The organism is Paramixta manurensis, from assembly GCF_013285385.1.
Taxonomy (GTDB): domain Bacteria; phylum Pseudomonadota; class Gammaproteobacteria; order Enterobacterales; family Enterobacteriaceae; genus Paramixta; species Paramixta manurensis.
This window is the reverse complement of record NZ_CP054212.1, coordinates 3838341-3858825: the sequence shown is the minus strand read 5'-3', so window position 1 is coordinate 3858825 and position 20485 is coordinate 3838341. Positions and strand designations below refer to the sequence as shown.

Annotated in this window: 22 protein-coding genes; 8 read left to right on the top strand and 14 right to left on the bottom strand. The window is 52.4% G+C overall.

Annotated features, from left to right (window positions below):
- Positions 1 to 30: 30 nt before the first annotated feature.
- Positions 31 to 1473: a glycerol kinase gene (locus PMPD1_RS18605; RefSeq protein WP_173635444.1), complete on the bottom strand. Its 1443-nt coding sequence runs from the start codon at positions 1471 to 1473 to the stop codon at positions 31 to 33.
- Between the two features lie 278 nt (positions 1474 to 1751).
- On the opposite strand from PMPD1_RS18605, the gene PMPD1_RS18600 reads away from it, so the two are divergent.
- Positions 1752 to 2525, top strand: a complete 774-nt coding sequence (locus tag PMPD1_RS18600) for a DeoR/GlpR family DNA-binding transcription regulator (protein ID WP_173635443.1) — start codon at positions 1752 to 1754, stop codon at positions 2523 to 2525.
- Between the two features lie 581 nt (positions 2526 to 3106).
- Entirely contained in the window at positions 3107 to 5260 is a 2154-nt protein-coding gene (locus PMPD1_RS18595) for an ornithine decarboxylase (RefSeq protein ID WP_173635442.1), read from the top strand.
- 43 nt (positions 5261 to 5303) lie between these two features.
- Here PMPD1_RS18595 and PMPD1_RS18590 read toward each other — a convergent pair whose 3' ends face one another.
- The gene (locus tag PMPD1_RS18590; protein ID WP_173635441.1) at positions 5304 to 5921 is read right to left on the bottom strand and encodes a TetR/AcrR family transcriptional regulator; all 618 of its coding nucleotides are present in this window, start codon (positions 5919 to 5921) and stop codon (positions 5304 to 5306) included.
- Between the two features lie 288 nt (positions 5922 to 6209).
- On the opposite strand from PMPD1_RS18590, the gene PMPD1_RS18585 reads away from it, so the two are divergent.
- Entirely contained in the window at positions 6210 to 7451 is a 1242-nt protein-coding gene (locus tag PMPD1_RS18585) for a Tm-1-like ATP-binding domain-containing protein (RefSeq protein WP_173635440.1), read from the top strand.
- Positions 7438 to 8268, top strand: coding sequence for a phosphoenolpyruvate hydrolase family protein (locus PMPD1_RS18580; RefSeq protein WP_173635439.1), 831 nt, complete (start codon positions 7438 to 7440; stop codon positions 8266 to 8268). Before PMPD1_RS18585 ends, PMPD1_RS18580 begins: the two co-directional genes overlap by 14 nt.
- A 68-nt stretch (positions 8269 to 8336) precedes the next feature.
- On the opposite strand, the gene mltC is transcribed toward PMPD1_RS18580, so the two are convergent.
- Genes mltC through mutY form a run of 3 tightly spaced genes read right to left on the bottom strand, consistent with a single transcriptional unit; the run spans position 8337 to position 10824 of the window.
- The gene (gene mltC, locus PMPD1_RS18575) at positions 8337 to 9413 is read right to left on the bottom strand and encodes a membrane-bound lytic murein transglycosylase MltC (RefSeq protein WP_173635438.1); all 1077 of its coding nucleotides are present in this window, start codon (positions 9411 to 9413) and stop codon (positions 8337 to 8339) included.
- A 50-nt stretch (positions 9414 to 9463) separates the two neighbouring features.
- Entirely contained in the window at positions 9464 to 9736 is a 273-nt protein-coding gene (locus tag PMPD1_RS18570; RefSeq protein WP_173635437.1) for an oxidative damage protection protein, read from the bottom strand.
- A complete protein-coding gene (gene mutY / locus PMPD1_RS18565; RefSeq protein ID WP_173635436.1) occupies positions 9736 to 10824 on the bottom strand; it encodes an A/G-specific adenine glycosylase in 1089 nt (362 codons plus the stop codon). Before mutY ends, PMPD1_RS18570 begins: the two co-directional genes overlap by 1 nt.
- A gap of 154 nt (positions 10825 to 10978) precedes the next feature.
- Here mutY and trmB point away from each other — a divergent pair, with 154 nt between their 5' ends.
- The 3 genes from trmB to PMPD1_RS18550 are packed head-to-tail and all read left to right on the top strand — an operon-like array spanning position 10979 to position 12781.
- Complete coding sequence (gene trmB, locus PMPD1_RS18560) at positions 10979 to 11698, top strand: tRNA (guanosine(46)-N7)-methyltransferase TrmB (protein WP_173635435.1); 720 nt, start codon at positions 10979 to 10981, stop codon at positions 11696 to 11698.
- Positions 11698 to 12024 (top strand): YggL family protein, encoded by a 327-nt coding sequence (locus tag PMPD1_RS18555; protein ID WP_173635434.1) that lies wholly within the window; start codon positions 11698 to 11700, stop codon positions 12022 to 12024. Before trmB ends, PMPD1_RS18555 begins: the two co-directional genes overlap by 1 nt.
- A gap of 43 nt (positions 12025 to 12067) precedes the next feature.
- A complete protein-coding gene (locus tag PMPD1_RS18550) occupies positions 12068 to 12781 on the top strand; it encodes a YggN family protein (RefSeq protein WP_173635433.1) in 714 nt (237 codons plus the stop codon).
- Between the two features lie 46 nt (positions 12782 to 12827).
- On the opposite strand, the gene PMPD1_RS18545 is transcribed toward PMPD1_RS18550, so the two are convergent.
- The 6 genes from PMPD1_RS18545 to PMPD1_RS18520 all read right to left on the bottom strand — a co-directional run bounded on the left by PMPD1_RS18545 (position 12828) and on the right by PMPD1_RS18520 (position 17337).
- Positions 12828 to 13280 (bottom strand): DUF943 family protein, encoded by a 453-nt coding sequence (locus PMPD1_RS18545; protein WP_173635432.1) that lies wholly within the window; start codon positions 13278 to 13280, stop codon positions 12828 to 12830.
- Positions 13277 to 14119, bottom strand: coding sequence for a DUF3289 family protein (locus PMPD1_RS18540; RefSeq protein ID WP_173635431.1), 843 nt, complete (start codon positions 14117 to 14119; stop codon positions 13277 to 13279). Before PMPD1_RS18540 ends, PMPD1_RS18545 begins: the two co-directional genes overlap by 4 nt.
- A gap of 196 nt (positions 14120 to 14315) precedes the next feature.
- The gene (gene hemW, locus PMPD1_RS18535) at positions 14316 to 15452 is read right to left on the bottom strand and encodes a radical SAM family heme chaperone HemW (RefSeq protein ID WP_173635430.1); all 1137 of its coding nucleotides are present in this window, start codon (positions 15450 to 15452) and stop codon (positions 14316 to 14318) included.
- On the bottom strand, positions 15445 to 16038 hold the full coding sequence (rdgB, locus tag PMPD1_RS18530) for an RdgB/HAM1 family non-canonical purine NTP pyrophosphatase (protein ID WP_173635429.1): 594 nt from the start codon (positions 16036 to 16038) through the stop codon (positions 15445 to 15447). Before rdgB ends, hemW begins: the two co-directional genes overlap by 8 nt.
- Positions 16039 to 16060: 22 nt before the next feature.
- Positions 16061 to 16615 carry a YggT family protein gene (locus PMPD1_RS18525; protein WP_173635428.1) on the bottom strand — a complete coding sequence of 185 codons (555 nt, stop codon included), beginning with the start codon at positions 16613 to 16615 and terminating at the stop codon, positions 16061 to 16063.
- Between the two features lie 8 nt (positions 16616 to 16623).
- Positions 16624 to 17337 carry a YggS family pyridoxal phosphate-dependent enzyme gene (locus PMPD1_RS18520; RefSeq protein ID WP_173635427.1) on the bottom strand — a complete coding sequence of 238 codons (714 nt, stop codon included), beginning with the start codon at positions 17335 to 17337 and terminating at the stop codon, positions 16624 to 16626.
- A 16-nt stretch (positions 17338 to 17353) separates the two neighbouring features.
- Here PMPD1_RS18520 and PMPD1_RS18515 point away from each other — a divergent pair, with 16 nt between their 5' ends.
- The gene (locus tag PMPD1_RS18515) at positions 17354 to 18358 is read left to right on the top strand and encodes a type IV pilus twitching motility protein PilT (protein WP_173635426.1); all 1005 of its coding nucleotides are present in this window, start codon (positions 17354 to 17356) and stop codon (positions 18356 to 18358) included.
- Positions 18359 to 18388: 30 nt separating this feature from the next.
- Here the strand turns inward: PMPD1_RS18515 and ruvX are convergent, their stop codons facing one another.
- From ruvX to gshB, 3 genes are all read right to left on the bottom strand, one after another.
- Positions 18389 to 18820 carry a Holliday junction resolvase RuvX gene (gene ruvX / locus PMPD1_RS18510; protein ID WP_173635425.1) on the bottom strand — a complete coding sequence of 144 codons (432 nt, stop codon included), beginning with the start codon at positions 18818 to 18820 and terminating at the stop codon, positions 18389 to 18391.
- Positions 18820 to 19383 (bottom strand): YqgE/AlgH family protein, encoded by a 564-nt coding sequence (locus tag PMPD1_RS18505; protein WP_173635424.1) that lies wholly within the window; start codon positions 19381 to 19383, stop codon positions 18820 to 18822. The genes ruvX and PMPD1_RS18505 overlap by 1 nt, the downstream gene beginning before the upstream one ends.
- Positions 19384 to 19497: 114 nt before the next feature.
- Entirely contained in the window at positions 19498 to 20445 is a 948-nt protein-coding gene (gene gshB, locus PMPD1_RS18500; protein WP_173635423.1) for a glutathione synthase, read from the bottom strand.
- Positions 20446 to 20485: the final 40 nt, after the last annotated feature.

Sequence of the window (20485 nt, the reverse complement as noted above, 5' to 3'; positions counted from 1 at the left end):
AGAAAGGTTTCTACCGGTTAATTGGCGCGCTTATTGATCGCGCAGATTACGGGAGCGCGCGATAATATCCTGATATTTGGTGTAAAAAGGCGACAGATCGCTCGCGGTGGGGTGCGTAGTTTCATGATGGGCATTGAGTTTCAATGGCCGTTCAATCCCCAGGCCTTTACGCGCCAGCAGGGCAACGCCTTGCGCCGTCATTTCGCGGTTATCCGGCACCACCACCCGTTTTTTAATCAGGTTGGCTAAAAACTGCCGAAAATAGGTGTTTGACGAAAGACCGCCATCGACGGAAATGGCATCCCCCACTGGGCTAATTTTCTCCATCGCCGCAATCACTTCGGCGGAACGAATGGCGATCCCTTCCAGGATTGATTGCAGCATGTCTTTACGTTCGGTTTCCAGTGACAAACCGGCCCATAAGCCCGCGGCGGAACGGTCCCAGTAGGGGCAACCTAACCCGGAAAGCGCCGGGACAAAGGCTAACCCGCGCGCTATCGCTGGCTGGTCGGGAAAGTCGCTGAACTCTTCGAGATCGGTAAACAGGCCAATTTTACGCGCCCAATTAATCGCCGAGGCGGCGTTATATACCCCGCCATCTAGCCCGTAGACCGGTTGCTCTCCGGGCATTTTCCAGCACAGCGTTGGAAGTAACCCTGAATCGGCGGCGTCCGGCACCGTATGACCGGCAATGGATTGCAAAAAAGCGCCAGTGCCGAAGGTGATCTTCATCTGCCCCGCTTGCAGGCAGCCATGGCCGTATGTTCCGGCGAATTGGTCAACGATACAGGCGGTAAGCGGCATCTTATTGCTGTTTAGCTCGACATCGCCGAAGTGACCCACGTTATCTTTAACCTGGGGTAACGCATTAATCGGGACGCCGAACAGACGACACAACTCTTCATCCCACTCTAAGGTGTGGATGTTAAACAGCGAGGTTCTGGACGCCGAGTTATAGTCGGTAACGTGCTCGCCGCAGAGGTGGAACAGGAAAAAGGCATCCATGGTACCGAGGCGTAGGCGACCTTGCCGCGAAAGTTGCTCGGCGCCGGGGACGTTACGCATTACCCAACCCAATTTGCTGGCAGAAAAATAGGTGTCCAGCGGCAAGCCGCTGCGCGCTTTCACCATCTCTTCAACGCCGTCTTGTTTCAGGCCGCGAATAACGCTTTCTGTACGCTGATCCTGCCAGATGATGGCGTTATACAGGGGCAGGCCGCTACGAGCATCCCATGCCACGATGCTTTCGCCCTGATGGGCAAGACCAATCGCATCCACCACGTTACAACTACCCAGACAACTGCGGATATTACGCAGTATCTCCATTGGGTCATGCTCAACCCAACCCGGGTTTGGGGTAATCTGCTTGTGGGAAAGGCTGGCTGGCGAATGGTGTTTTCCGTCTTCAGAAAAGACCACTACGCGCGTGCCGGTGGTGCCCTGGTCAATTGCCGCATAGCGCTGGTTCAGCATGTCAGCCTCACTCTGGTGTGTGGTGTTATTGTGGTTAGTGTGTGGTTTATCACAAATAAAACACGATAAAGCAACATAAAAGACACAGTATGATATTTAGGTGTGACCGACATCATACTTTTTTGTTATGCAGCATAATGTGACCATGACTGGCGATGAGGAGCAGGGCGCTCAGAGCGCGTAACGGGCTGGCCGGTAAGATTGACAGGCTGGTAAAGATGCAGGATATTTCCCAACGGGCGATTTTCGGCGCAATAAATTAGGGTCAGGACCATCATATGAGCACAGAAGTGGCGAACTCTTCAGAACGAAGAACAATCATTCTGGATAAATTGAAAGATAATGGACAAGTCTTCGTGAATGAACTGGCGGAATTATTCCAGGTTTCGCAAGAAACCATTCGCCGCGATCTCAATAAACTTGAAGAACAACGTTTGATTAAAAAAGTCCACGGCGGGGCGATAAGTAGCCAATTTGGTTTTGAGATGGAGTTTAATCAGCGTGCTAAGCTGGCAGCCGATGAGAAAAAAGCTATCGCCATCCGCGCCGCTACACTGTTCAAACCCGGTGATTCACTGTTTATTGACTTTGGCACCACCACGCTTGAGTTCGCGCGCCAGTTGGTGGCAATTAATGATTTAACCGTTATTGTTAACTCCCCGCTGATTGCCAGTGTTTTTCATGAAAATGCCTCGATTAAAGTCATTCTGATTGGTGGTGAATTTATTAACTCTAAATTTGAATGCGTGGGGGCCATCGCACTGGATAATATAGGGCGCTTTTTTGCTGATTACGCGGTAATTGGCGCCGGTGCGGTACATGCGGATATTGGTATTATGGATCAGGATATTAATGAAGCGGCGGTGGCGCGGAAAATGATGGCGAACAGTAATTATACCGTGGTGCTGGCGGACGGGCATAAAATAAATAGTCATGCCACCACTTTAGTTTCCGGCTGGGAAAATATTAATTACGTCGTCACCAGCAAGGCTGAAAATATGTCGCTGGTGAAATCTCTGCCAGCGGGCGTGAGCGTGCTGGTGGCCGGATAGACTTGCCATTCTGCTCCTTTGCTGGCGGACGGTTTATCCGTCCGCTACCGATCCAGCAATATTTTGATAAGTTTTTATGGTAAGTGCATAACTTTGCATAACTTTCGGATAATAAAACGTTTTTAATTTTACCAGATGATAAAAAATACTATAAATCAATAGGTTGCTTCTTGGTGGCATTTGGTGATTAATTCACTTTTTGCGGTTGTCTCGGCGAAAAAAAAGTGACATTATTGCGCCACTTTCGACGCCTGGCGTCATCCCATTCCATTAAGGTCGCCGCCATGAACGGTTCAATGCTGAAAACGAGCACTGTTACCCGCCATCTTCCGATGTCGCTGCGCGCGCGAACGCTTATCGGTTACACCTTTTCGTTACCTCTTCTCACCATGCGGTGAGGCTATCTGAAGCTTACTGTTGGGCATGAGTAAAAACAGAGCTTATCTGATTTTACTGATGTCTATCGGTCGAAGCTGGAACCTACTCTGCTACGCCCTTTTCTGACACGTTTCGCCGGGAACGCTCTTCCCATTGCCGTGCCTTTGGCACCCACTCATCCTTGACCGTTGGGGATTTGTGTTATGACACCATTAAAAATTGCCGCCAGCGCTGCGGTGGCGCCGACGCTCCAGACCACACGCGATATTGTGACGCTGGATAATACTGATTTTACCGATGTCGCGGCGGTTGTCGTCTCGCTGGCCGATTCGCGTAGCGGCATGTTGGCGCTATTGCGGCATACCGGTTTTGCGCTGCCGGTTTTTATCGCGCTGGCGAGTGATGACGAGGCAACGGCTTTGCCGGAGGTCACCGGTTTGCTGTATGGCGACGAACAGGATGCTGTCCGCCTGGAGAGTGCCGCCGCACAGTATGAGGCCGATTTGCTGCCGCCGTTCTTTGATACTCTCACTAAATATGTGGCGATGAATAACAGCACTTTTGCCTGTCCGGGGCATCAGGGCGGCGCGTTCTTTAAACGGCATCCGGCGGGTCGACGCTTTTATGAGTTCTACGGCGAGAATATTTTCCGCTCCGATATGTGCAATGCCGATGTCAAATTAGGTGATTTGCTGATTCATGAAGGGTCGGCCAAACACGCGCAAAAATTTGCTGCGAAAGTCTTTAATGCCGATAAAACCTATTTCGTGCTTAACGGCACCTCAGCCGCCAATAAAGTGGTGACCAACGCGTTACTAACGCGCGGCGATCTGGTGCTGTTTGACCGTAATAACCATAAATCTAACCATCATGGCGCGCTGATTCAGGCTGGCGCTACGCCGGTTTATCTGGAAACCGCGCGCAATCCTTTTGGTTTTATTGGCGGTATTGATGCGCACTGCTTTGATGAACGTTATCTGCGGCAGCAAATTAAACAGGTCGCGCCGCAACGCGCGGATGAAGCGCGTCCGTTCCGGCTGGCGGTGATTCAGCTCGGCACCTATGATGGCACGGTGTATAACGCTCGCCAGGTGATTGATCGCATTGGGCATCTTTGCGATTACATCCTGTTTGATTCCGCGTGGGTCGGCTACGAACAATTTATTCCGGTGATGGCGGCCGGTTCGCCATTATTACTGGATTTGAATGAAAACGATCCGGGGATTTTTGTTACGCAGTCAGTGCATAAACAACAGGCCGGTTTTTCGCAGACCTCGCAAATCCATAAAAAGGATAATCACATCCGTGGTCAGCAGCGTTTTTGTCCGCATAAACGCTTGAACAACGCCTTTATGCTCCATGCATCGACCAGCCCGTTTTATCCGCTATTTGCCGCGTTAGATGTGAATGCCAAAATGCATCAGGGAGACGCGGGCCGCCGTTTATGGCATGACTGCGTTACGCTGGGCATTGAAGCGCGGAAAGCGATTTTAGCGCGCTGCGAAATGATTCAGCCTTTCCTGCCGGATACCGTTGACGGTAAGCCCTGGCAAGATGCGCCAACCGAGGCCATCGCGCGTGATGCGCGTTATTTTAGCTTTGCGCCCGGCGCCCGTTGGCATGGTTTTGATGGTTATGCCCAGGGGCAGTACCTGATTGACCCCTGCAAGCTGTTGTTGACCACGCCGGGCATTGATGCCGCCAGCGGTCAATACGCCGCTTTCGGGATTCCGGCGACGATACTGGCAAACTACCTGCGTGAAAATGGCGTGGTGCCGGAAAAGTGCGATCTGAATTCGATTCTGTTTCTCCTCACGCCTGCGGAAAGCGCAGAGAAAATGGCGCATCTGGTGGCGATGCTGGCGCAGTTTGAACAGCATATTAAGCAGGATGCGCTCTTGAGCGAAGTGTTGCCAACGGTGTATCGGAAAAACGCGCAGCGCTATCACGGGTACACATTGCGTCGTCTGTGCCAGGAAATGCACGATCTCTACGTGAGTTATGGCGTAAAAGATCTGCAAAAAGCGATGTTCCGCCAACAGAGCCTGCCCAAAATGGTAATGAATCCGCAGGATGCGCACGCCGCTTATATTCGCGGCGAAACCGAACTGGTGCCGATTGCTAAAGCGGAAGGACGGATAGCCGCTGAGGGCGCGCTACCTTATCCGCCCGGCGTGCTATGTGTGGTGCCAGGCGAAGTGTGGGGCGGGGCGGTACAGCGTTATTTTCTGGCGCTGGAAGAGGGCATTAATCTACTGCCCGGCTTCTCCCCTGAATTACAGGGCGTCTATACCGAGACCGATGCGGCTGGCGTGAAGCGGTTGTACGGCCATATGGTGAAAGCGGATAGGTTCTGAAGTCTGAAGACAAGCCTACGGCGCGGCGATGCCGCTGCGCCGTTTATCCGGCAACAGGCGGCTTTTGCGCATCTTCGCGCGCCTGGCGCACTATCGCTTTCGCCATCCATTTAGCGACATCTTGTAGCGTCTGGTTGTCGCAGCCCCAAATATCTTTCATCACCAGAAAAATCTCCGAGCCATAGACCACGGAAAGCGCATGGATCACCCGCTGAAAAAGCTCAGGCGGCAGTTCATCTACCAGCGGTTCTGCCACGGTTTGCAGCAAGTTTTTTCGATTACCGCGTACCAGCTTCTCTTTGACTAACACCGTCTCCTCCGACTGTGACTGCGCCCATTGGGTCAGTGAGAGATGCAGCGCCGCTCGTAAAGTACCTTCATGTTGCAACATTTTGGGAAAGGCGAAGGTTAATAACTCATCAATACGCTCGGTGGCCTCTTGGCGGGTGGGCTGAAAGTGACGCATTGGGCTGAGCGTTTCAGCCACCACCGCCGATACCAACGCACTTTGCGTCGGGAAATAGCGATAAGCGGTGGCGCGTGATAATTGTGCGGCATGTGCCACTTCGGTGATGGAAGGAAAAGCGCCGCTATCAAACATTTGCATCGCGGTTTCAATCAGTAGCTGGCGCGTGCGTGCGCGAGTCGATGTTAATGACATGTTTTGCAAGGTATCCCTTTGAACCACAATGACCTCATCGCATTTTCGTCGGTGCGCGCGTTGATGAGCGCATGTTCTTTACTATAACAAATGTCGCCGCCGGGCCGCCGTTTGACGGCGAAATAAAAACACAATGAGACGGCGGTATCATTTGCTTGATTTATCAATAAGCCAGGTGATACTGTTGTCTCAAATAAAAGAATTATTACTCTCGCCATGGAAAGTTTGGTTTTTATTTCAGTTTTATCAAGTCTTTATTGTCAATAATAACAGGATTGAGTAACAGAAATGAAAGAGAACACCGGCTACATCTACGCAGTTGCAACGGAAGATACTAAAGGAAGAGAACTGTTTTATGTGCGTGATTTAATCATGGCCGCCGGGGTGCCGGTTAAAACGGTTGACCTCTCAACCCAACCTCTCAATGGCGCTTCGTCGGCGGATGTTTCGCGTGAACAGGTCGCCGGGTTTCATCCGGCTGGTGCCTCAGCGGTTTTTTGTGGCGATCGCGGGAAATCCATTGATGCCATGGCGCAGGCGTTTACGCATTTTCTCAGTCAGTGTGACGATATCGTCGGCATTATCGGGCTGGGCGGTTCGGGCGGTACTGCATTAATCACGCCAGCCATGCAGGCGTTACCGGTTGGCGTGCCAAAATTGATGGTTTCCACCATGGCTTCCGGGGATATTTCCGGTTACATCGGCGCCAGTGATATTAGCATGCTCTATTCCGTGACTGATGTTGCCGGGCTTAACCGCATCTCGCGTCGGGTGCTCGGCAACGCGGCGCACCAGATTGCCGGGGCGGTATTGTTCTCCGTGCCGGACAATGCGGCGGATAAACCGGCGCTCGGGCTAACGATGTTTGGCGTTACGACGCCGTGTATCCAGGCGGTCAGCCAGGCGCTGGAAAATGAATATGATTGCCTGGTATTTCACGCCACCGGTAGCGGCGGTAAGGCGATGGAGAAGCTGGCTGAAAGCGGCATGTTGTCTGGCGTGTTGGATCTCACCACCACCGAAGTGTGTGACTTGCTGGCGGGCGGCGTATTAGCTTGCGCGGAAGATCGTTTTGAGGCGATTGCGCGTGCCGGGATTCCGGCGGTGATCTCCTGTGGCGCGTTGGATATGGTGAACTTTGGTCATCCTTCCACCGTACCGGCGCACTATGCCGACCGGCTGTTTTATCACCACAACGCGCAGGTCACGCTAATGCGTACCACGCCGGCAGAGAATGTCGCGATGGCGAAATGGATTGCCGCCAAACTTAATCAGTGCACCGGGGAAGTGCGTTTTCTCATCCCGGAAGGCGGCTTTTCCGCGCTGGATGCGCCGGGCAACCCCTTCTGGTCACCAGAGGCTAACCAGGCATTTATTACCACACTGGAGGCCGAGTTGCTGCAAACCGCGCAACGTAAAATCATTCGCCTCCCTTTTAATATCAACGATCCTTTATTTGCCGCAGCAGCGGTTGCCGCTTTTCGCGGTATTGATACCAACACCAGGGAGAATGCTAATGCCAGCGTATAGTCGACAGGCGTTATTAACGCGCTTTCGCGACATGATTGCTCGCCGTGAGCCGATTATCGGCGGTGGCGCAGGAACCGGGCTTTCCGCCCGTTGCGAAGAAGCGGGCGGGATTGATTTGATTGTGATTTATAACTCCGGTCGTTACCGCATGGCGGGGCGCGGTTCGCTGGCCGGGTTACTGGCTTACGGCAACGCCAATGACATTGTGGTGGATATGGCGAAAGAGGTGCTGCCGGTGGTGAAGAAAACGCCGGTGCTGGCTGGTGTCAACGGCACCGATCCGTTCTGCAATTTCGATAAATTCCTTGATGACCTGAAAGCGCTGGGCTTCTCCGGCGTGCAAAATTTCCCGACCGTCGGCCTGATTGATGGGAACTTTCGCGCCAATCTGGAAGAAACCGGCATGGGATACGCTCTGGAAGTCGAGATGATCCGTTTGGCGCATCAAAAAGATCTGCTGACCACGCCTTACGTGTTCAGCGCCGAAGACGCGGTGGCGATGACCGAAGCCGGAGCGGATATTATCGTACCGCATATGGGGTTAACCACTGGCGGTCAGATTGGTGCGGAAACCGCGCTGAAGCTGGAAGATTGCGTCCCGTTGATCAATCAATGGGCGCAGGCGGCGAAAGCGGTACGCGAAGAGGTGATTGTTTTGTGCCACGGCGGCCCGATCTCTTCCCCGGCAGATGCTCAGTACATATTGAACCACTGCCCGCAGTGCGATGGGTTTTACGGCGCCAGTTCAATGGAGCGTTTGCCGACCGAAGTTGCGTTAACCGCGACCACGAAACAATTCAAAACTATTCAGCGTTAATATTTTTGCTAACCCAGGGAAAGACCAAAACGGCGAGCTTCGGCTCGCCGTTTTTCTTTGGCTATGACTCAATAACGATGGTAGCTGCGTTGCGCGTTACTCACTTTGTACAGGTAACGACGCGACTCTGCAGAAGGGTGCTGGTTGATCAGCGTATCGTAGACCTGATCGGTCGACATGGCGTTAATCAGCGAGAAGGCTTTATTCTTATCGCTGGAGAACACCCGTAACACGCTGCCCGCACCGCCGTTATAGGCGGTGATCACCGCATAGCGACGCGAGGTTGGGTTAGTGATACCGGCGAGATAACTCCCCTGCAGAAGCGATAGATAAGCGGTGCCGGTATCAATATTGTTTTCCGGATCGAACAGATAGCTACGGCTTGGCTTGCCCCATTTGCCTTTCATTCTAAACACGTCGACGCCTGCGGTATGTTGCACCACCTGCATCAGACCAAGCGCATCTGAATTACTGACCGCATAAGGGTTAAAGCTCGATTCGATCTGCATAATCGCCAGGATTAATGACTGATCAACGCCATATTTTTCTGACGCTTTACGTACCAGCGGCAGATATTTATGGGCGCGTTTATCCAGATGGTTTGGCACCATTGGAATGGTTACCGACCAGATGACGTGTAAGCCAGAGGCGCGGCGTTGTAGCTTGTTCTGAATCAGGTAATCAGCAAAGTTCGCCGCGCGCCCCTGCCAGCGGATCGGTTGGCCGGTGTTATCCAGCACCTGACCATATAGTAACGGTTCTTTACTGATCTGAATGTCATTAGCGTCGGAATAAAGATCGACATTACCCGGATCATCGCCGATCAACAGCGTGGTAATAATCGCCTGGCGCAGGCTCGCCATCGGATCGGTACCGGAGATGGTTTCGATGGTAATGGTACCGGCATCGAAGTTGATGTGGCTACGGGTATAGTATTGATCGCTATATTTTACATAGTCCTTCGGGCCGGCGATCAGAACTTCATTGATCCCCCAGATATTTTCGATGTTATGGGCAAATTGGCCCATTAAAATGTCAAACCCGTTGGTATCCTTGACCCACTCTTCATGAAATGGCTGCTTTTTATTACTTGAGCAAGAAACCAACAGCGGTGCTATCACTAGCAAGGCAATAAGTTTTTTCATCGTCGTTTGTGCCTGGTCCCAAATGGGGGCCTCAAGAGAGGCCCAACGCGTTATTCCTCTGGCGGGGTGTAGCCTTCGATATGGACATCGTGTCCTTCAAACAGGAACTTAACCATTTCCTGCTCTAATTGTTTGCGGTCGTCCGGGTTCATCATGCTGAGTTTTTTCTCATTAATCAGCATGGTCTGCTTCGACATCCACTGTTGCCAGGCTTCTTTCGAGATTTCGTTATAGATACGTTTGCCCAGTTCGCCGGGATATAGCTGAAAGTCCTGGCCTTCAGCCTCGCGTTGTAGAAATGTACAGAAAATAGTACGACTCATTACTCTTCCTCTTCAATCTCGCGGGTATGCAGCGTCATTTGGCGCGGCTGGCGTAATTCACGCAGTAAACGCTCTACCGGCGCGGCCAACCCCACTGACGGTGGTTGCGCTAAGTTATACCAGAGACCCGCGCCATCATCCATTGCCGCGCCGCCGGAAGGCAGCTCCAGCCACATTGGTACAATATCCAGATGGAAATGGCTAAAAGTATGACGAAAGGCGGTCATCTGGTGGAGCGCGGTGGCATCAATGCCGCGCGCCTGCAACCAGTGGCGCAATTCTGCCTCGGTGACAAATTGCGGGAAACAAAATAGACCGCCCCATAACCCTACCGGCGGACGTTGTTCCAGCCAGACGCCGTCACCGCGCTGCATCAGTAGCAGCCAGCCAGTGCGTTCCGGCAAAGTTTGTTTGGGTTTTTTGCCCGGATAGAGCGCTTGGCTGCCGTGAGCATGGGCAACGCATCCGACGCTGAGCGGGCAAATTTCGCATTTTGGCTTCGAACGCGTACAGACCAGCGCGCCTAAATCCATCATCGCCTGATTAAATTGGCTAACGCCAACCGCAGGCGTTACCTCTTCGCTGCGTTGCCAGAGTTGTTTTTCAACCTCTTTCTTGCCCGGCCAGCCGCCAATAGCATAGCAGCGCGCCAACACACGTTTCACGTTACCGTCCAGAATGGGAAAGTGCTGACCAAGAGAGAGGGAAAGAATCGCGCCGGCGGTTGAACGGCCAACGCCGGGCAATGCGGCCACATCGTCAAAGTTTTCCGGGAAGATGCCTTGGTGTTTATCGACCACGGTTTTCGCCGCTTTATGCAGGTTGCGCGCCCGCGCGTAGTAGCCAAGACCGGTCCACAAATGAAGCACTTCATCCAGCGGCGCGGCGGCTAAATCCGCCACCGTGGGGAAACGTGCCATAAACCGCTCAAAATAGGGGATGACGGTAGCCACTTGAGTTTGTTGAAGCATGACTTCGGAAAGCCAGACTTTATAGGGCGTTTTTTCCTGCTGCCAGGGCAGGGTTTTGCGTCCGAAGCGCTGATACCAGTCCAGCACCTGTTGCGCGAACTGTTGCGCTTGCATCATTTGAAGGAAATTTTCCGTGATTACTCTACACTCAGGCAGGAATTCCAGCACAGTCGCGGAATGGTGTAAACCGGAACTTTGCAAAGGCTTGCTTCCAGGCGATAACTTTGCATAATGCCCGTTTTGCTGAATATGCACACAGGCAGGCAGAGACATGATAAACGACGTCATTACCCCTGAGTTCGATGAAAATGGCCGCCCGCTGCGCCGTATCCGCAGTTTTGTGCGTCGGCAGGGTCGGTTGACTAAGGGCCAACAGGCGGCGCTGGATACCCTGTGGCCGGTTATGGGCGTGGAATACCAGCCCATGCCGCTCGATTTAGCCACGCTATTTGGTCGCGATGGGCCTGTGGTGTTAGAGATTGGTTTTGGTATGGGCGCTTCGCTGGTAGCGATGGCTAGCGGTAATCCGCATCAAAACTTTTTGGGGATTGAAGTGCATGCGCCAGGCGTGGGCGCGTGTCTCAGCGCGGCGGAAGAGGCCGGCGTGAGTAACCTGCGCGTCATGTGTCACGATGCGGTTGAAGTGCTGGAAAATATGATCCCGGATAACTCTCTGCGTATGGTGCAGTTGTTCTTCCCCGATCCGTGGCATAAAGCGCGCCATAATAAACGCCGCATTGTTCAGTTACCGTTTGTTGAGCTGGTGCTAAGTAAGCTGAAGTTGGGCGGTGTGTTCCATATGGCGACCGACTGGCAAGCCTATGCAGAGCATATGCTGGAAGTAATGAATAGCGTGCAAGGGTTCAAAAACCTGTCGGAAAATCACGATTACGTGCCGCGTCCGGAATCGCGTCCATTAACGAAGTTTGAACAACGCGGCCAGCGTTTGGGGCATGGCGTTTGGGATCTAATGTTTGAGAGGGTGAAATAATGGCCACACAACGTAGTCGTCGTTTGCGTAAAAAAATGCATATTGATGAGTTCCAGGAGTTGGGGTTTTCCGTTAGTTGGAGCTTCCCACAAGGTACCAGTACTGATGATATTGACGCCGGGGTTGATGCGTTAATTAATGAGGTCATTGAGCCGAACGGGTTGGCGTTTGACGGTAGCGGTTATCTGCAATGGGAAGGCCTGATTTGTTTGCAAAAAACCGGTAAATGTACTGACGAACAGCGTGAACAGGTTCGCCAGTGGCTTGAAGCGCGTAATCTGGAAAATGTCACCGTTACTGAACTGTTCGACGTTTGGTGGGACTAAGCAGTAGCGTCGCGGGATACCGCTTTTTTATTCAGGAGTCATCATGATTGGTAAAACTCTGGCAGGGACGTTATTGCTGGTTGCCGTGCAGGCACAGGCCGCTTATGAATGTAGCGTAAAACCGCAGGATGATGTGGTAATTGCGCCACAAAGCGTGCAGGTGGTGGGGGCCAGCGGTAATCTGGTGATTTCTCCGCAAGGTGATGTTGAGTACAACGGCAAAAAGATCGATGTCGATAATGCCACGCGCCAGAAAGCGATCGATTATCAAACCGCGTTACGTCGCGATTTGCCGTGGGTCGATCAGGGCGCTTCGCAGCGTCTGGAAAAGGGGCGGGCGGCGTTGGATAACGTGATCGTGCAGAAGCTTGGTTCCGACAGTAATGTGCGTAACCGTCTAACCAAGCTTGATGAACAACTCAAACAGCAGATGAACCGCATTATTGAACATCGTAGCGATGGTTTGACCTTTCACCATCAGGCGATCGATCAGGTGCGTCAGGATGGCGAGCGCTTGGTGCAAAACGCGCTCGGCGGCGTGGTGCAGGATAGCCTGAATGAGATGGGGACGAAGCAAGCTGGTAAGAGTGATAATCCATTACAGGCGATTATGGGCAACCTGGGCGGGTTACAGCAATCTATCCAGACCGAGTGGAACAAGCAGGAGCAGGATTTCCAAAACTTTGGTCATGAAGTGTGTAACCGCGTGACCAGTCTGGAAGCGCAGCGTAAGGCTCTGCAGGCCGGTTTGAAATAATCTGTGGTGGTGGGCGGTGGGTGCATCGCCCCTACTGTGGCTGAGGTTATTTTACTTTCACCAACGAGCCGTCTTTCTGTTCCAGCCAGGCGGATTCACCCATGCTGTATCTCAACTCCCCGTTTCGGGTATTAGAGATGGTCATTACCCAGTTTTTATCGATACAGTTATATTGGGTTTTCATCTCTTCAAAGCAGAGTCGATCATATTTTTCCAAAGGTTTATAGCCATCGGCGAAATCCCATATCTTTATATAAAAATAATCGTTTATGGCAGAGCTTGGGATGTCATACTTATCCCGAAAATATTTTGCATTATCCTTCCACCAGGTTATTTTTCCACTATCTGTTAAGGGCGGGTTTTTGATCAGGACCACGCTGATAAAGCCCTTTTCTCCCATCTTATGGGTGGCAACTAACGTTGTCGGATGCGACTTAAGATATCCCCACCAGCCAATTGTGGCAGCGATCAATATCGCGACTAACAGATATTTTTTCATCCTTTTCTTCCTTCTATCACTATCGTCGCTTCCATATTGGTCATAAATGGTCGGTGAGCCAGTTTTTCATAGCGTTGCAGAATAAACCAGATACGAAAGAAGTAGAACTGGTGGAACTGCTGCTTAAGCATATCATGATGATCCAAGCCGAAGTGATCCTGTACTTTATAATGAATAATAGCTTGGTAGCCACTATCTTTAATTTGAAGCGACCTTAGTGTGATCTGCGTTGACCAGGTATCATGTACACTGATACCTAAACCATTAATCTGATCATGGAAGCGAATGAACTTTGGTAAGATACTGGAACTTAATGCTTTTTGAATTATTTTAAAATTATCCTGAGAAAAGGTATAAGTATTCCAGTCAATTTTTTTATCTAAGACATCTTTTATTATCAGGAGCGAACTTTCATCTTTCTTGTCATTAATTATCTGTTCCCGCAAGGCCCTATTTAACCACGGATCGTGAAACGGCATCCCATTACTGTACTGCATATGGGTAATCATCCGATCAATAACATGACGATACGGCCCCCAAAATGAAAACAGTTTCGCCCTTACACGCATTTCATCAAACAGAATGCGGGCACATTGCTGGCGGGTTAAACTGGCGCCACTGCCCGGCGGACGTGAACCGTGAAAACGCGATTGCGGTAGTTGAAACGGGGTAATACGCGTCAGCGTATAAGGATCAACCTGCGAAGAGACGCTATTAAGTAAGAAACAGCGGCGTAATTGTGTTTCGGTTAAATCCCCACAGCGCATATCTGCAGCGCCGTAGTCATCCATCCATTTTTGCGACCTGAATATAACGCAGGGGAGTTTTAATGCCGACATGGCTACCTTCCTTGTCATAAAAGCGCATTACGCTTTTAGTTAATCCATTATGTTGTGCCCCTCCATCGGGTAAAAGCCATTTTAATCTTGTGGGATTTTTGCGCAATACCGAAACCACTAACCGGGCTTCACCTCGTATTCAAATTTTAGCCCTGCCAGGCTCTGTGCAGGGATGGGGAGGCCCATCCCGCCCAATTTATTCCGCCAAAAACAGCTCCAGCAACGAATTCAAAAACAGCTTACCCTTCTCGGTAACCTGCCAGGTTTCCGGGGTCTCCGTCAGATAGCCTTGCTGCAACGCTTCGTCCAGCGGCGCACGAATAACCGATTCATCCAGCCCGGTATAACGGCTAAACTCCACACGTGGCGCTGCTTCCAGCAGACGAAAACGGTTCATAAAAAACTCGAACGGCTTATCGCTGTTGGCAACTTCATGCTGTTTATCAAGATAATTTCCAGCCATAAAACCACGTGGATGGCGGGTTTTCGCGCTACGGATAATCCGCCCGTCGGCCTGGGTCAACTTACCGTGTGCGCCACAGCCAATACCGAGATAATCGCCAAAGCGCCAATAGTTGAGGTTATGTTCACAGCGATAGCCAGCTTTAGCGTACGCCGAGGTTTCATATTGCTGATAACCGGCAGCGGTCAGCAACTTATCACCCTGCTCAAAAATATCCCAGAGCGCATCATCATCCGGTAGCACCGGCGGACGCGAAGCGAACAGCGTATTCGGCTCAATGGTGAGTTGGTACCAAGAGAGATGCGGTGGGTTAAGCGCAATAGCCTGACGTAAATCATCCAACGCCTGTTCTATCGACTGGTCAGGCAAACCATGCATCAAATCCAGGTTAAAACTCCGCAAGCCCAAATCGGCGGCCAGGTGCGCTGCGCGTTTAGCCTCTTGCGGGCCGTGAATACGCCCAAGACGCGTTAACTTTTCCGGGCTAAAACTCTGCACGCCAATCGAAATACGGTTAACGCCCGCTCGCTGGTACGCGCTAAAGCGGTCGGCCTCGACGGTACCTGGATTTGCTTCCATCGTAATTTCGGCATCAGGCGCCAGCGGTAACCGAGCGCGCACGCCATCCAGCAATTGGCTCATTGCTTCGCTACTGAGCAAACTTGGCGTTCCGCCGCCGATAAATATCGTCTGTACCGTGCGCCCGGCGGTGAGCGGCAAATCCTGTTCAAGATCCGCCAGTAGGTGCTGCACGTACTCCTCATGCGGCACTTCGCCCTTCAGCGCGTGCGAATTAAAATCGCAATAAGGGCATTTCTGTACGCACCACGGAATATGGATATACAGGCTAAGCGGAGGCAGATTAAGCATTGCGTAAGGCATCCAGCAGCAACGTTAGCGCTTTCCCGCGATGGGAAACGGCGCGTTTTTCCTCTTTGCTTAATTCCCCGGCAGTTTTCCCCAGCGACGGGATATAAAAAATTGGATCGTAGCCAAAACCACCCGCACCGGCTTCAGCACGCGCAATTTCGCCGCTCCAGCTACCGTGAAACACCAGCGGCACCGGATCTTCGGCATGACGAACGTAAACCAAGACGCAGTGGAACTGTGCCTGACGTTGACCATCCGGCACCGTTTTTAATGCATCCAGCAGCTTTTCCAGATTCTGCCGATCGCTGGCGTCGACGCCAGCATAACGCGCGGAGTAAATGCCCGGCGCGCCGCCAAGAACGTCCACGGCAAGGCCGGAGTCATCGGCGATAGCCGGCAAACCGGTAATCTGCGCCGCATGACGCGCCTTGAGGATGGCATTTTCGATAAAGGTTAAACCGGTCTCCTCGGCGGATTCCACGCCAAGGTCGGTTTGCGCCACAATATCCAGGCCAAAGGCCGACAGCAAATCGGCCATTTCACGCACTTTGCCCGGATTGCCGGTCGCCAGCACTACTTTTTGCATAACAATAAATTCTCTTTGCGCGTTACAGCAGGTACCACAGGCCTGGGAACAGATCCATGCCGAGGTAGTTAAGCATATACAGGATTAATACGACGATCATCGCTGAAAAATCGATGCCGCCCATCGCCGGTAAAATGCGACGAATCGGCGCCATCAGCGGTTCGGTCAGTTGAATTAACACATAATCAATCGGGCTGCGGCCCTGGCTGACCCAGCTCATTAACGAGCGGATAATGATGACCCAAAACACCAGATAACCAGCGGACTTAATCAATGATAACAGGCCGACCAGTAGATTCATTGGGTCGACGGAAAGCGCGCCAACCTGAATCAACAGCAAAATAGGGTACTTTAACGTCGTTAACACAAACGCTAACAGCAGCGAGGCGGTATCCACCGGCCCGATGGCCGGGATGATGCGGCGCAGCGGTTTGAGGATCGGCTGAGTGACCTTGACAATAAATTGCGACAGCGGGTTATAGAAATCACAGCGTGACCACTGCATCCAAATGCGCAGTAACAACACCATGACGTAGAGATCGATCAGGGTTTTGACCAAAAAAGTCAGCGTTAGCATGTAGTTCCTCAGTTCTTGTTGTGAGTGGTCGCGGCATAACTTCGCGCGCCAAAAATGGCGGTGCCAATGCGCACCATGGTGCTACCGGCCGTAATCGCGGCCTCCATATCGTCGCTCATTCCCAGAGAAAGCGTATCGACGAATGGGTGTTTTTGTTTTAGCGTGGCGAGCGCATCGGCCATCTTTTTAGCTACCGTAAGTTGGCGCTGATAATCATTTTCCGGCGCCGGGATCGCCATTAATCCGCGTAAGCGCAGGTTAGGTAGCGCGGCAACCGCCTGCGCCAACGCTGGCAATTCCTCCAGCATGATGCCAGATTTGCTGTGCTCATCGCTGATGTTTATTTGGATCAGCACGTTTAACGGTGGTAAATGCGCCGGACGTTGCTCACTAAGGCGGCTGGCGATCCGTATTCGATCAACGGTATGGCACCAGGCAAAATGCTCCGCGACCTGACGGCTCTTATTGGATTGCAGCGGGCCGATAAAGTGCCACTCCAGCGGGCTGCGCTCGCTCAACGCCTGAATTTTTTCCACCCCTTCCTGAACATAATTTTCGCCGAAGGCGATTTGCCCGGCATCGGCAGCCTCTGCGACGGCGCTCGCAGGTTTAGTTTTACTGACTGCAAGCAGAGTAATTTCCTGTGGAGAACGGCCGCAGCGTTCAGCTATCGCAGCGATGCGCTGGCGCGTTTCCTGTAAGTTGTGCTGAATTGAGGTCATAGTCAGGAGAAATTGTATGGATATAGAAGAAATCTTGGCCCTTAGTGTAAAGCATAATGCCGCCGATCTGCATCTTTGCAGCGGACATTTACCACAATGGCGGCGTGATGGCGTGCTGGAGGCGGTTCCCGGGCAAACGGTAGTTGATGGCGCGTTGCTGGAATCATGGGCTCGCCGCTGGTTGACTGCGGCACAGCAGGCTTGCTTTGAATCAAGCGGTCAGGTGGATTTCGCTTTTTCCGCCGCAGAGGGGGCGCGTGTGCGCGCCAGCCTGTTTGAGCAGCGCGCCGGGTTGTCGTTGGCGCTACGGCTGATCGCCAGCACGCCTATGGCTCTTGAGGCTTTGCAGGCGCCAAAGATGATTGAGAAATTATTAAGAGAGCGTGACGGCTTAATTTTGGTGACTGGCGCGACCGGGAGCGGCAAATCCTCCACGCTGGCGGCAATGGTGGCGGCGCTGAACCAGCGTGGCGCCCGGCATATTTTAACCCTCGAGGATCCGATTGAGTTTGTCCATCACAGTCAGCATTCATTGATTCAGCAGCGTGAGATTGGGCAGCATTGTTGCTCGTATCAGCAGGGTTTGCGTGCTGCGCTACGCGCGGATCCTGACGTGATTTTGCTTGGTGAATTACGCGATATTGAAACCATTCGTCTGGCGCTGACCGCGGCGGAAACCGGCCATCTGGTATTAACCACCTTACATACCCGTGGCGCGACGCAGGCGGTTGAGCGGTTGGTGGATGTCTTTCCCGGCGAAGAAAAGAGCGCGGTGCGCAGCCAATTGGCGGGGAGCCTGAAAGCGGTTATCGCCCAGCGTTTAGTCCCGGCGAGGCAAGGTGGGCGCGTGGCATTGTTCGAACTGTTGCTGAATACGCCTGCGGTGGCGAATTTGATTCGCGAAGGGAAAAGTCACCAGTTACCGGCAGTGCTGCAAACCGGCGCGCAGGCGGGAATGCAGAGTTTCGAACAGTGTTTGCGTGAGCGAGTCTCGGCGGGGTTGGTGGCGGAAGAGGTGTAAACAGCGCCCGGAACGATGCCTGCATTGGGTTTACGAGGAGTGCGGTAGCCCGCTATTTTCAAACCAGCTTTCAAGGATAATCACTGCGGATAATGAATCAACGCTGCCCTTATTTAACGCTTTATAACCGCCGCGCGCGAACAAGTCTGCCCGTGCTTCCACGGTACTGAGCCGCTCATCCTGCAACTCAACTTGTACGCCAAAACGGCCATGCAGACGGTTGGCGAATTTACGTGCCCTGGCGGTGAGAGGTTGCTCAGTGCCGTCCATATTCAGCGGCAGGCCAACCACCACGCGGTTAGGTTGCCACTCGGCTAACAGGCGCTCAATTTGCTGCCAGTCCGGCGTGCCATCCTGTGCTTTGAGCGCAGCAAGTGGGCGAGCGGTACCGGTGAGTTGCTGGCCAATGGCCACGCCAATACTTTTGGTGCCGTAATCGAAAGCCAGTAACGTCATATTCATCAGGCGTGACCCGCTTCGCTGGTAATATTGTGGATATCAATACCAATACTTTTCGCCGCTTCGCGCCAGCGCTCGGCGATAGGCGTATGGAACAGAATATTGCTATTGGCGGGCGTGGTAAGCCAGGCATTCTCCAGCAATTCGCCTTCCAGCTGATCCTTTTCCCATGCGCAATAGCCCAGCGCGACCAGCACATGCTGTGGTTGTTCATCAGTACCGAGCGATTCAAGCACATCGCGCGAGGTGGTGATGACTGTGTTATCGGAAATACGAATACTGGAATTAAATGTTCGTTGCGCGGAATGAAGGATAAAACCGCGGTCTTCCGCCAGTGGGCCACCGGCGAAAACCGGTTTATCCAGTTTTTGCTCCGGATCGCGTGACGTGGGTGAAATTTTCAGTTTCTTGAGAATGCCATCCACGGTTAAGTTCTCCATCGGCTTATTGACGATAAGGCCCATTGCGCCTTCATCATTATGCTCACAGATATACACCACCGATCGTTTAAAGAAGGGATCTTGTAGTGCCGGCATAGCAATCAAAAAATGGTGCTGTAAATTCATTGTCACTCGTTCTGTCTGCGGGTTATAACCGGCGGCAATAGGTTGTTAAACGTTATTGCCACCGGCGCGCGCCAACGTTTTGCTCCGCCGCGCGCTCTTTAGGCCGTGAATACTCTAACGGGCCAGGCGTTTTTCAATCGCATCCATTAACATACCGGTAATCGAGACCGGGAAAGCCGCCTCGATTTCACGGATGCAAGTCGGGCTGGTTACGTTAATTTCGGTCAGTTTATCACCGATAATGTCGAGACCGACAAAGATTAACCCTTTTGCTTTCAGCGCCGGGCCAACACGGCGAGCAATGGCCAGGTCACTCTCCGTCAGTGGACGCGCTTCGCCCCGGCCGCCGGCCGCCAGGTTACCGCGTGTTTCTCCCGATTGGGGGATACGCGCCAGACAATAGGGCACCGGCTCGCCATCCACCACCAGCACACGCTTATCGCCCTCTTTAATTGCCGGAATGAAGTTTTGCGCCATGCAGTAAAAGCGACCGTGATTGGTCAACGACTCGATAATCACCGCGATATTGGGATCGTCTTGTTTCACACGGAAAATTGAAGAGCCGCCCATGCCATCCAGCGGTTTGAGAATAATGTCGCCATGCTGTTTCCAGAACTCGCGAATACGCTGCGCGCTGCGCGTTACCAGCGTATCCGGGGTGAGTTCCGGGAACCAGGCGGTATACAGTTTTTCATTACAATCACGCAGGCTTTGCGGTTTGTTAACCAACAATACGCCTTGTTCTTCGGCACGTTCCAGAATGTAAGTGGAGTAAATATATTCGGTGTCGAACGGGGGATCCTTACGCATCAAAATCGTGTCGAGATCGGCCAGTGCGATGTCCTGCTCCCCGTTGAAGGTAAACCACTGTTCATAGTTCTGCTCCACGCTCAACAGACGCGTACGCGCGCGCGCTTCGCCTTGCCGCAGGTAGAGATCGCCCATCTCGATATAGTGAATTTCATAACCGCGGCGCTGTGCTTCCAGCAACATGGCGAAGCTGGAGTCTTTTTTAATGTTAATTGAGGTAATGGGATCCATTACGATGCCAAGCTTGATCATTTTATTCTCCTCGTCAGGACAGTATCGGTGTCCTGGTGCC

Bases quoted from the DNA above. Each gene is read 5' to 3' on its own strand.
- PMPD1_RS18595 (WP_173635442.1), top strand. From the start codon at position 3,107: ATGACACCATTAAAAATTGCCGCCAGCGCTGCGGTGGCGCCGACGCTC.
- PMPD1_RS18545 (WP_173635432.1), bottom strand. From the start codon at position 13,280: ATGAAAAAATATCTGTTAGTCGCGATATTGATCGCTGCCACAATTGGC.
- PMPD1_RS18520 (WP_173635427.1), bottom strand. From the start codon at position 17,337: ATGACCTCAATTCAGCACAACTTACAGGAAACGCGCCAGCGCATCGCT.
- PMPD1_RS18580 (WP_173635439.1), top strand. From the start codon at position 7,438: ATGCCAGCGTATAGTCGACAGGCGTTATTAACGCGCTTTCGCGACATG.
- PMPD1_RS18505 (WP_173635424.1), bottom strand. From the start codon at position 19,383: ATGAATTTACAGCACCATTTTTTGATTGCTATGCCGGCACTACAAGAT.
- PMPD1_RS18585 (WP_173635440.1), top strand. From the start codon at position 6,210: ATGAAAGAGAACACCGGCTACATCTACGCAGTTGCAACGGAAGATACT.
- PMPD1_RS18525 (WP_173635428.1), bottom strand. From the start codon at position 16,615: ATGCTAACGCTGACTTTTTTGGTCAAAACCCTGATCGATCTCTACGTC.
- PMPD1_RS18590 (WP_173635441.1), bottom strand. From the start codon at position 5,921: ATGTCATTAACATCGACTCGCGCACGCACGCGCCAGCTACTGATTGAA.
- PMPD1_RS18550 (WP_173635433.1), top strand. From the start codon at position 12,068: ATGATTGGTAAAACTCTGGCAGGGACGTTATTGCTGGTTGCCGTGCAG.
- PMPD1_RS18540 (WP_173635431.1), bottom strand. From the start codon at position 14,119: ATGTCGGCATTAAAACTCCCCTGCGTTATATTCAGGTCGCAAAAATGG.
- rdgB (WP_173635429.1), bottom strand. From the start codon at position 16,038: ATGCAAAAAGTAGTGCTGGCGACCGGCAATCCGGGCAAAGTGCGTGAA.
- mutY (WP_173635436.1), bottom strand. From the start codon at position 10,824: ATGATGCAAGCGCAACAGTTCGCGCAACAGGTGCTGGACTGGTATCAG.
- hemW (WP_173635430.1), bottom strand. From the start codon at position 15,452: ATGCTTAATCTGCCTCCGCTTAGCCTGTATATCCATATTCCGTGGTGC.
- PMPD1_RS18515 (WP_173635426.1), top strand. From the start codon at position 17,354: ATGGATATAGAAGAAATCTTGGCCCTTAGTGTAAAGCATAATGCCGCC.
- trmB (WP_173635435.1), top strand. From the start codon at position 10,979: ATGATAAACGACGTCATTACCCCTGAGTTCGATGAAAATGGCCGCCCG.
- PMPD1_RS18570 (WP_173635437.1), bottom strand. From the start codon at position 9,736: ATGAGTCGTACTATTTTCTGTACATTTCTACAACGCGAGGCTGAAGGC.
- gshB (WP_173635423.1), bottom strand. From the start codon at position 20,445: ATGATCAAGCTTGGCATCGTAATGGATCCCATTACCTCAATTAACATT.
- ruvX (WP_173635425.1), bottom strand. From the start codon at position 18,820: ATGAATATGACGTTACTGGCTTTCGATTACGGCACCAAAAGTATTGGC.
- mltC (WP_173635438.1), bottom strand. From the start codon at position 9,413: ATGAAAAAACTTATTGCCTTGCTAGTGATAGCACCGCTGTTGGTTTCT.
- PMPD1_RS18605 (WP_173635444.1), bottom strand. From the start codon at position 1,473: ATGCTGAACCAGCGCTATGCGGCAATTGACCAGGGCACCACCGGCACG.
- PMPD1_RS18555 (WP_173635434.1), top strand. From the start codon at position 11,698: ATGGCCACACAACGTAGTCGTCGTTTGCGTAAAAAAATGCATATTGAT.
- PMPD1_RS18600 (WP_173635443.1), top strand. From the start codon at position 1,752: ATGAGCACAGAAGTGGCGAACTCTTCAGAACGAAGAACAATCATTCTG.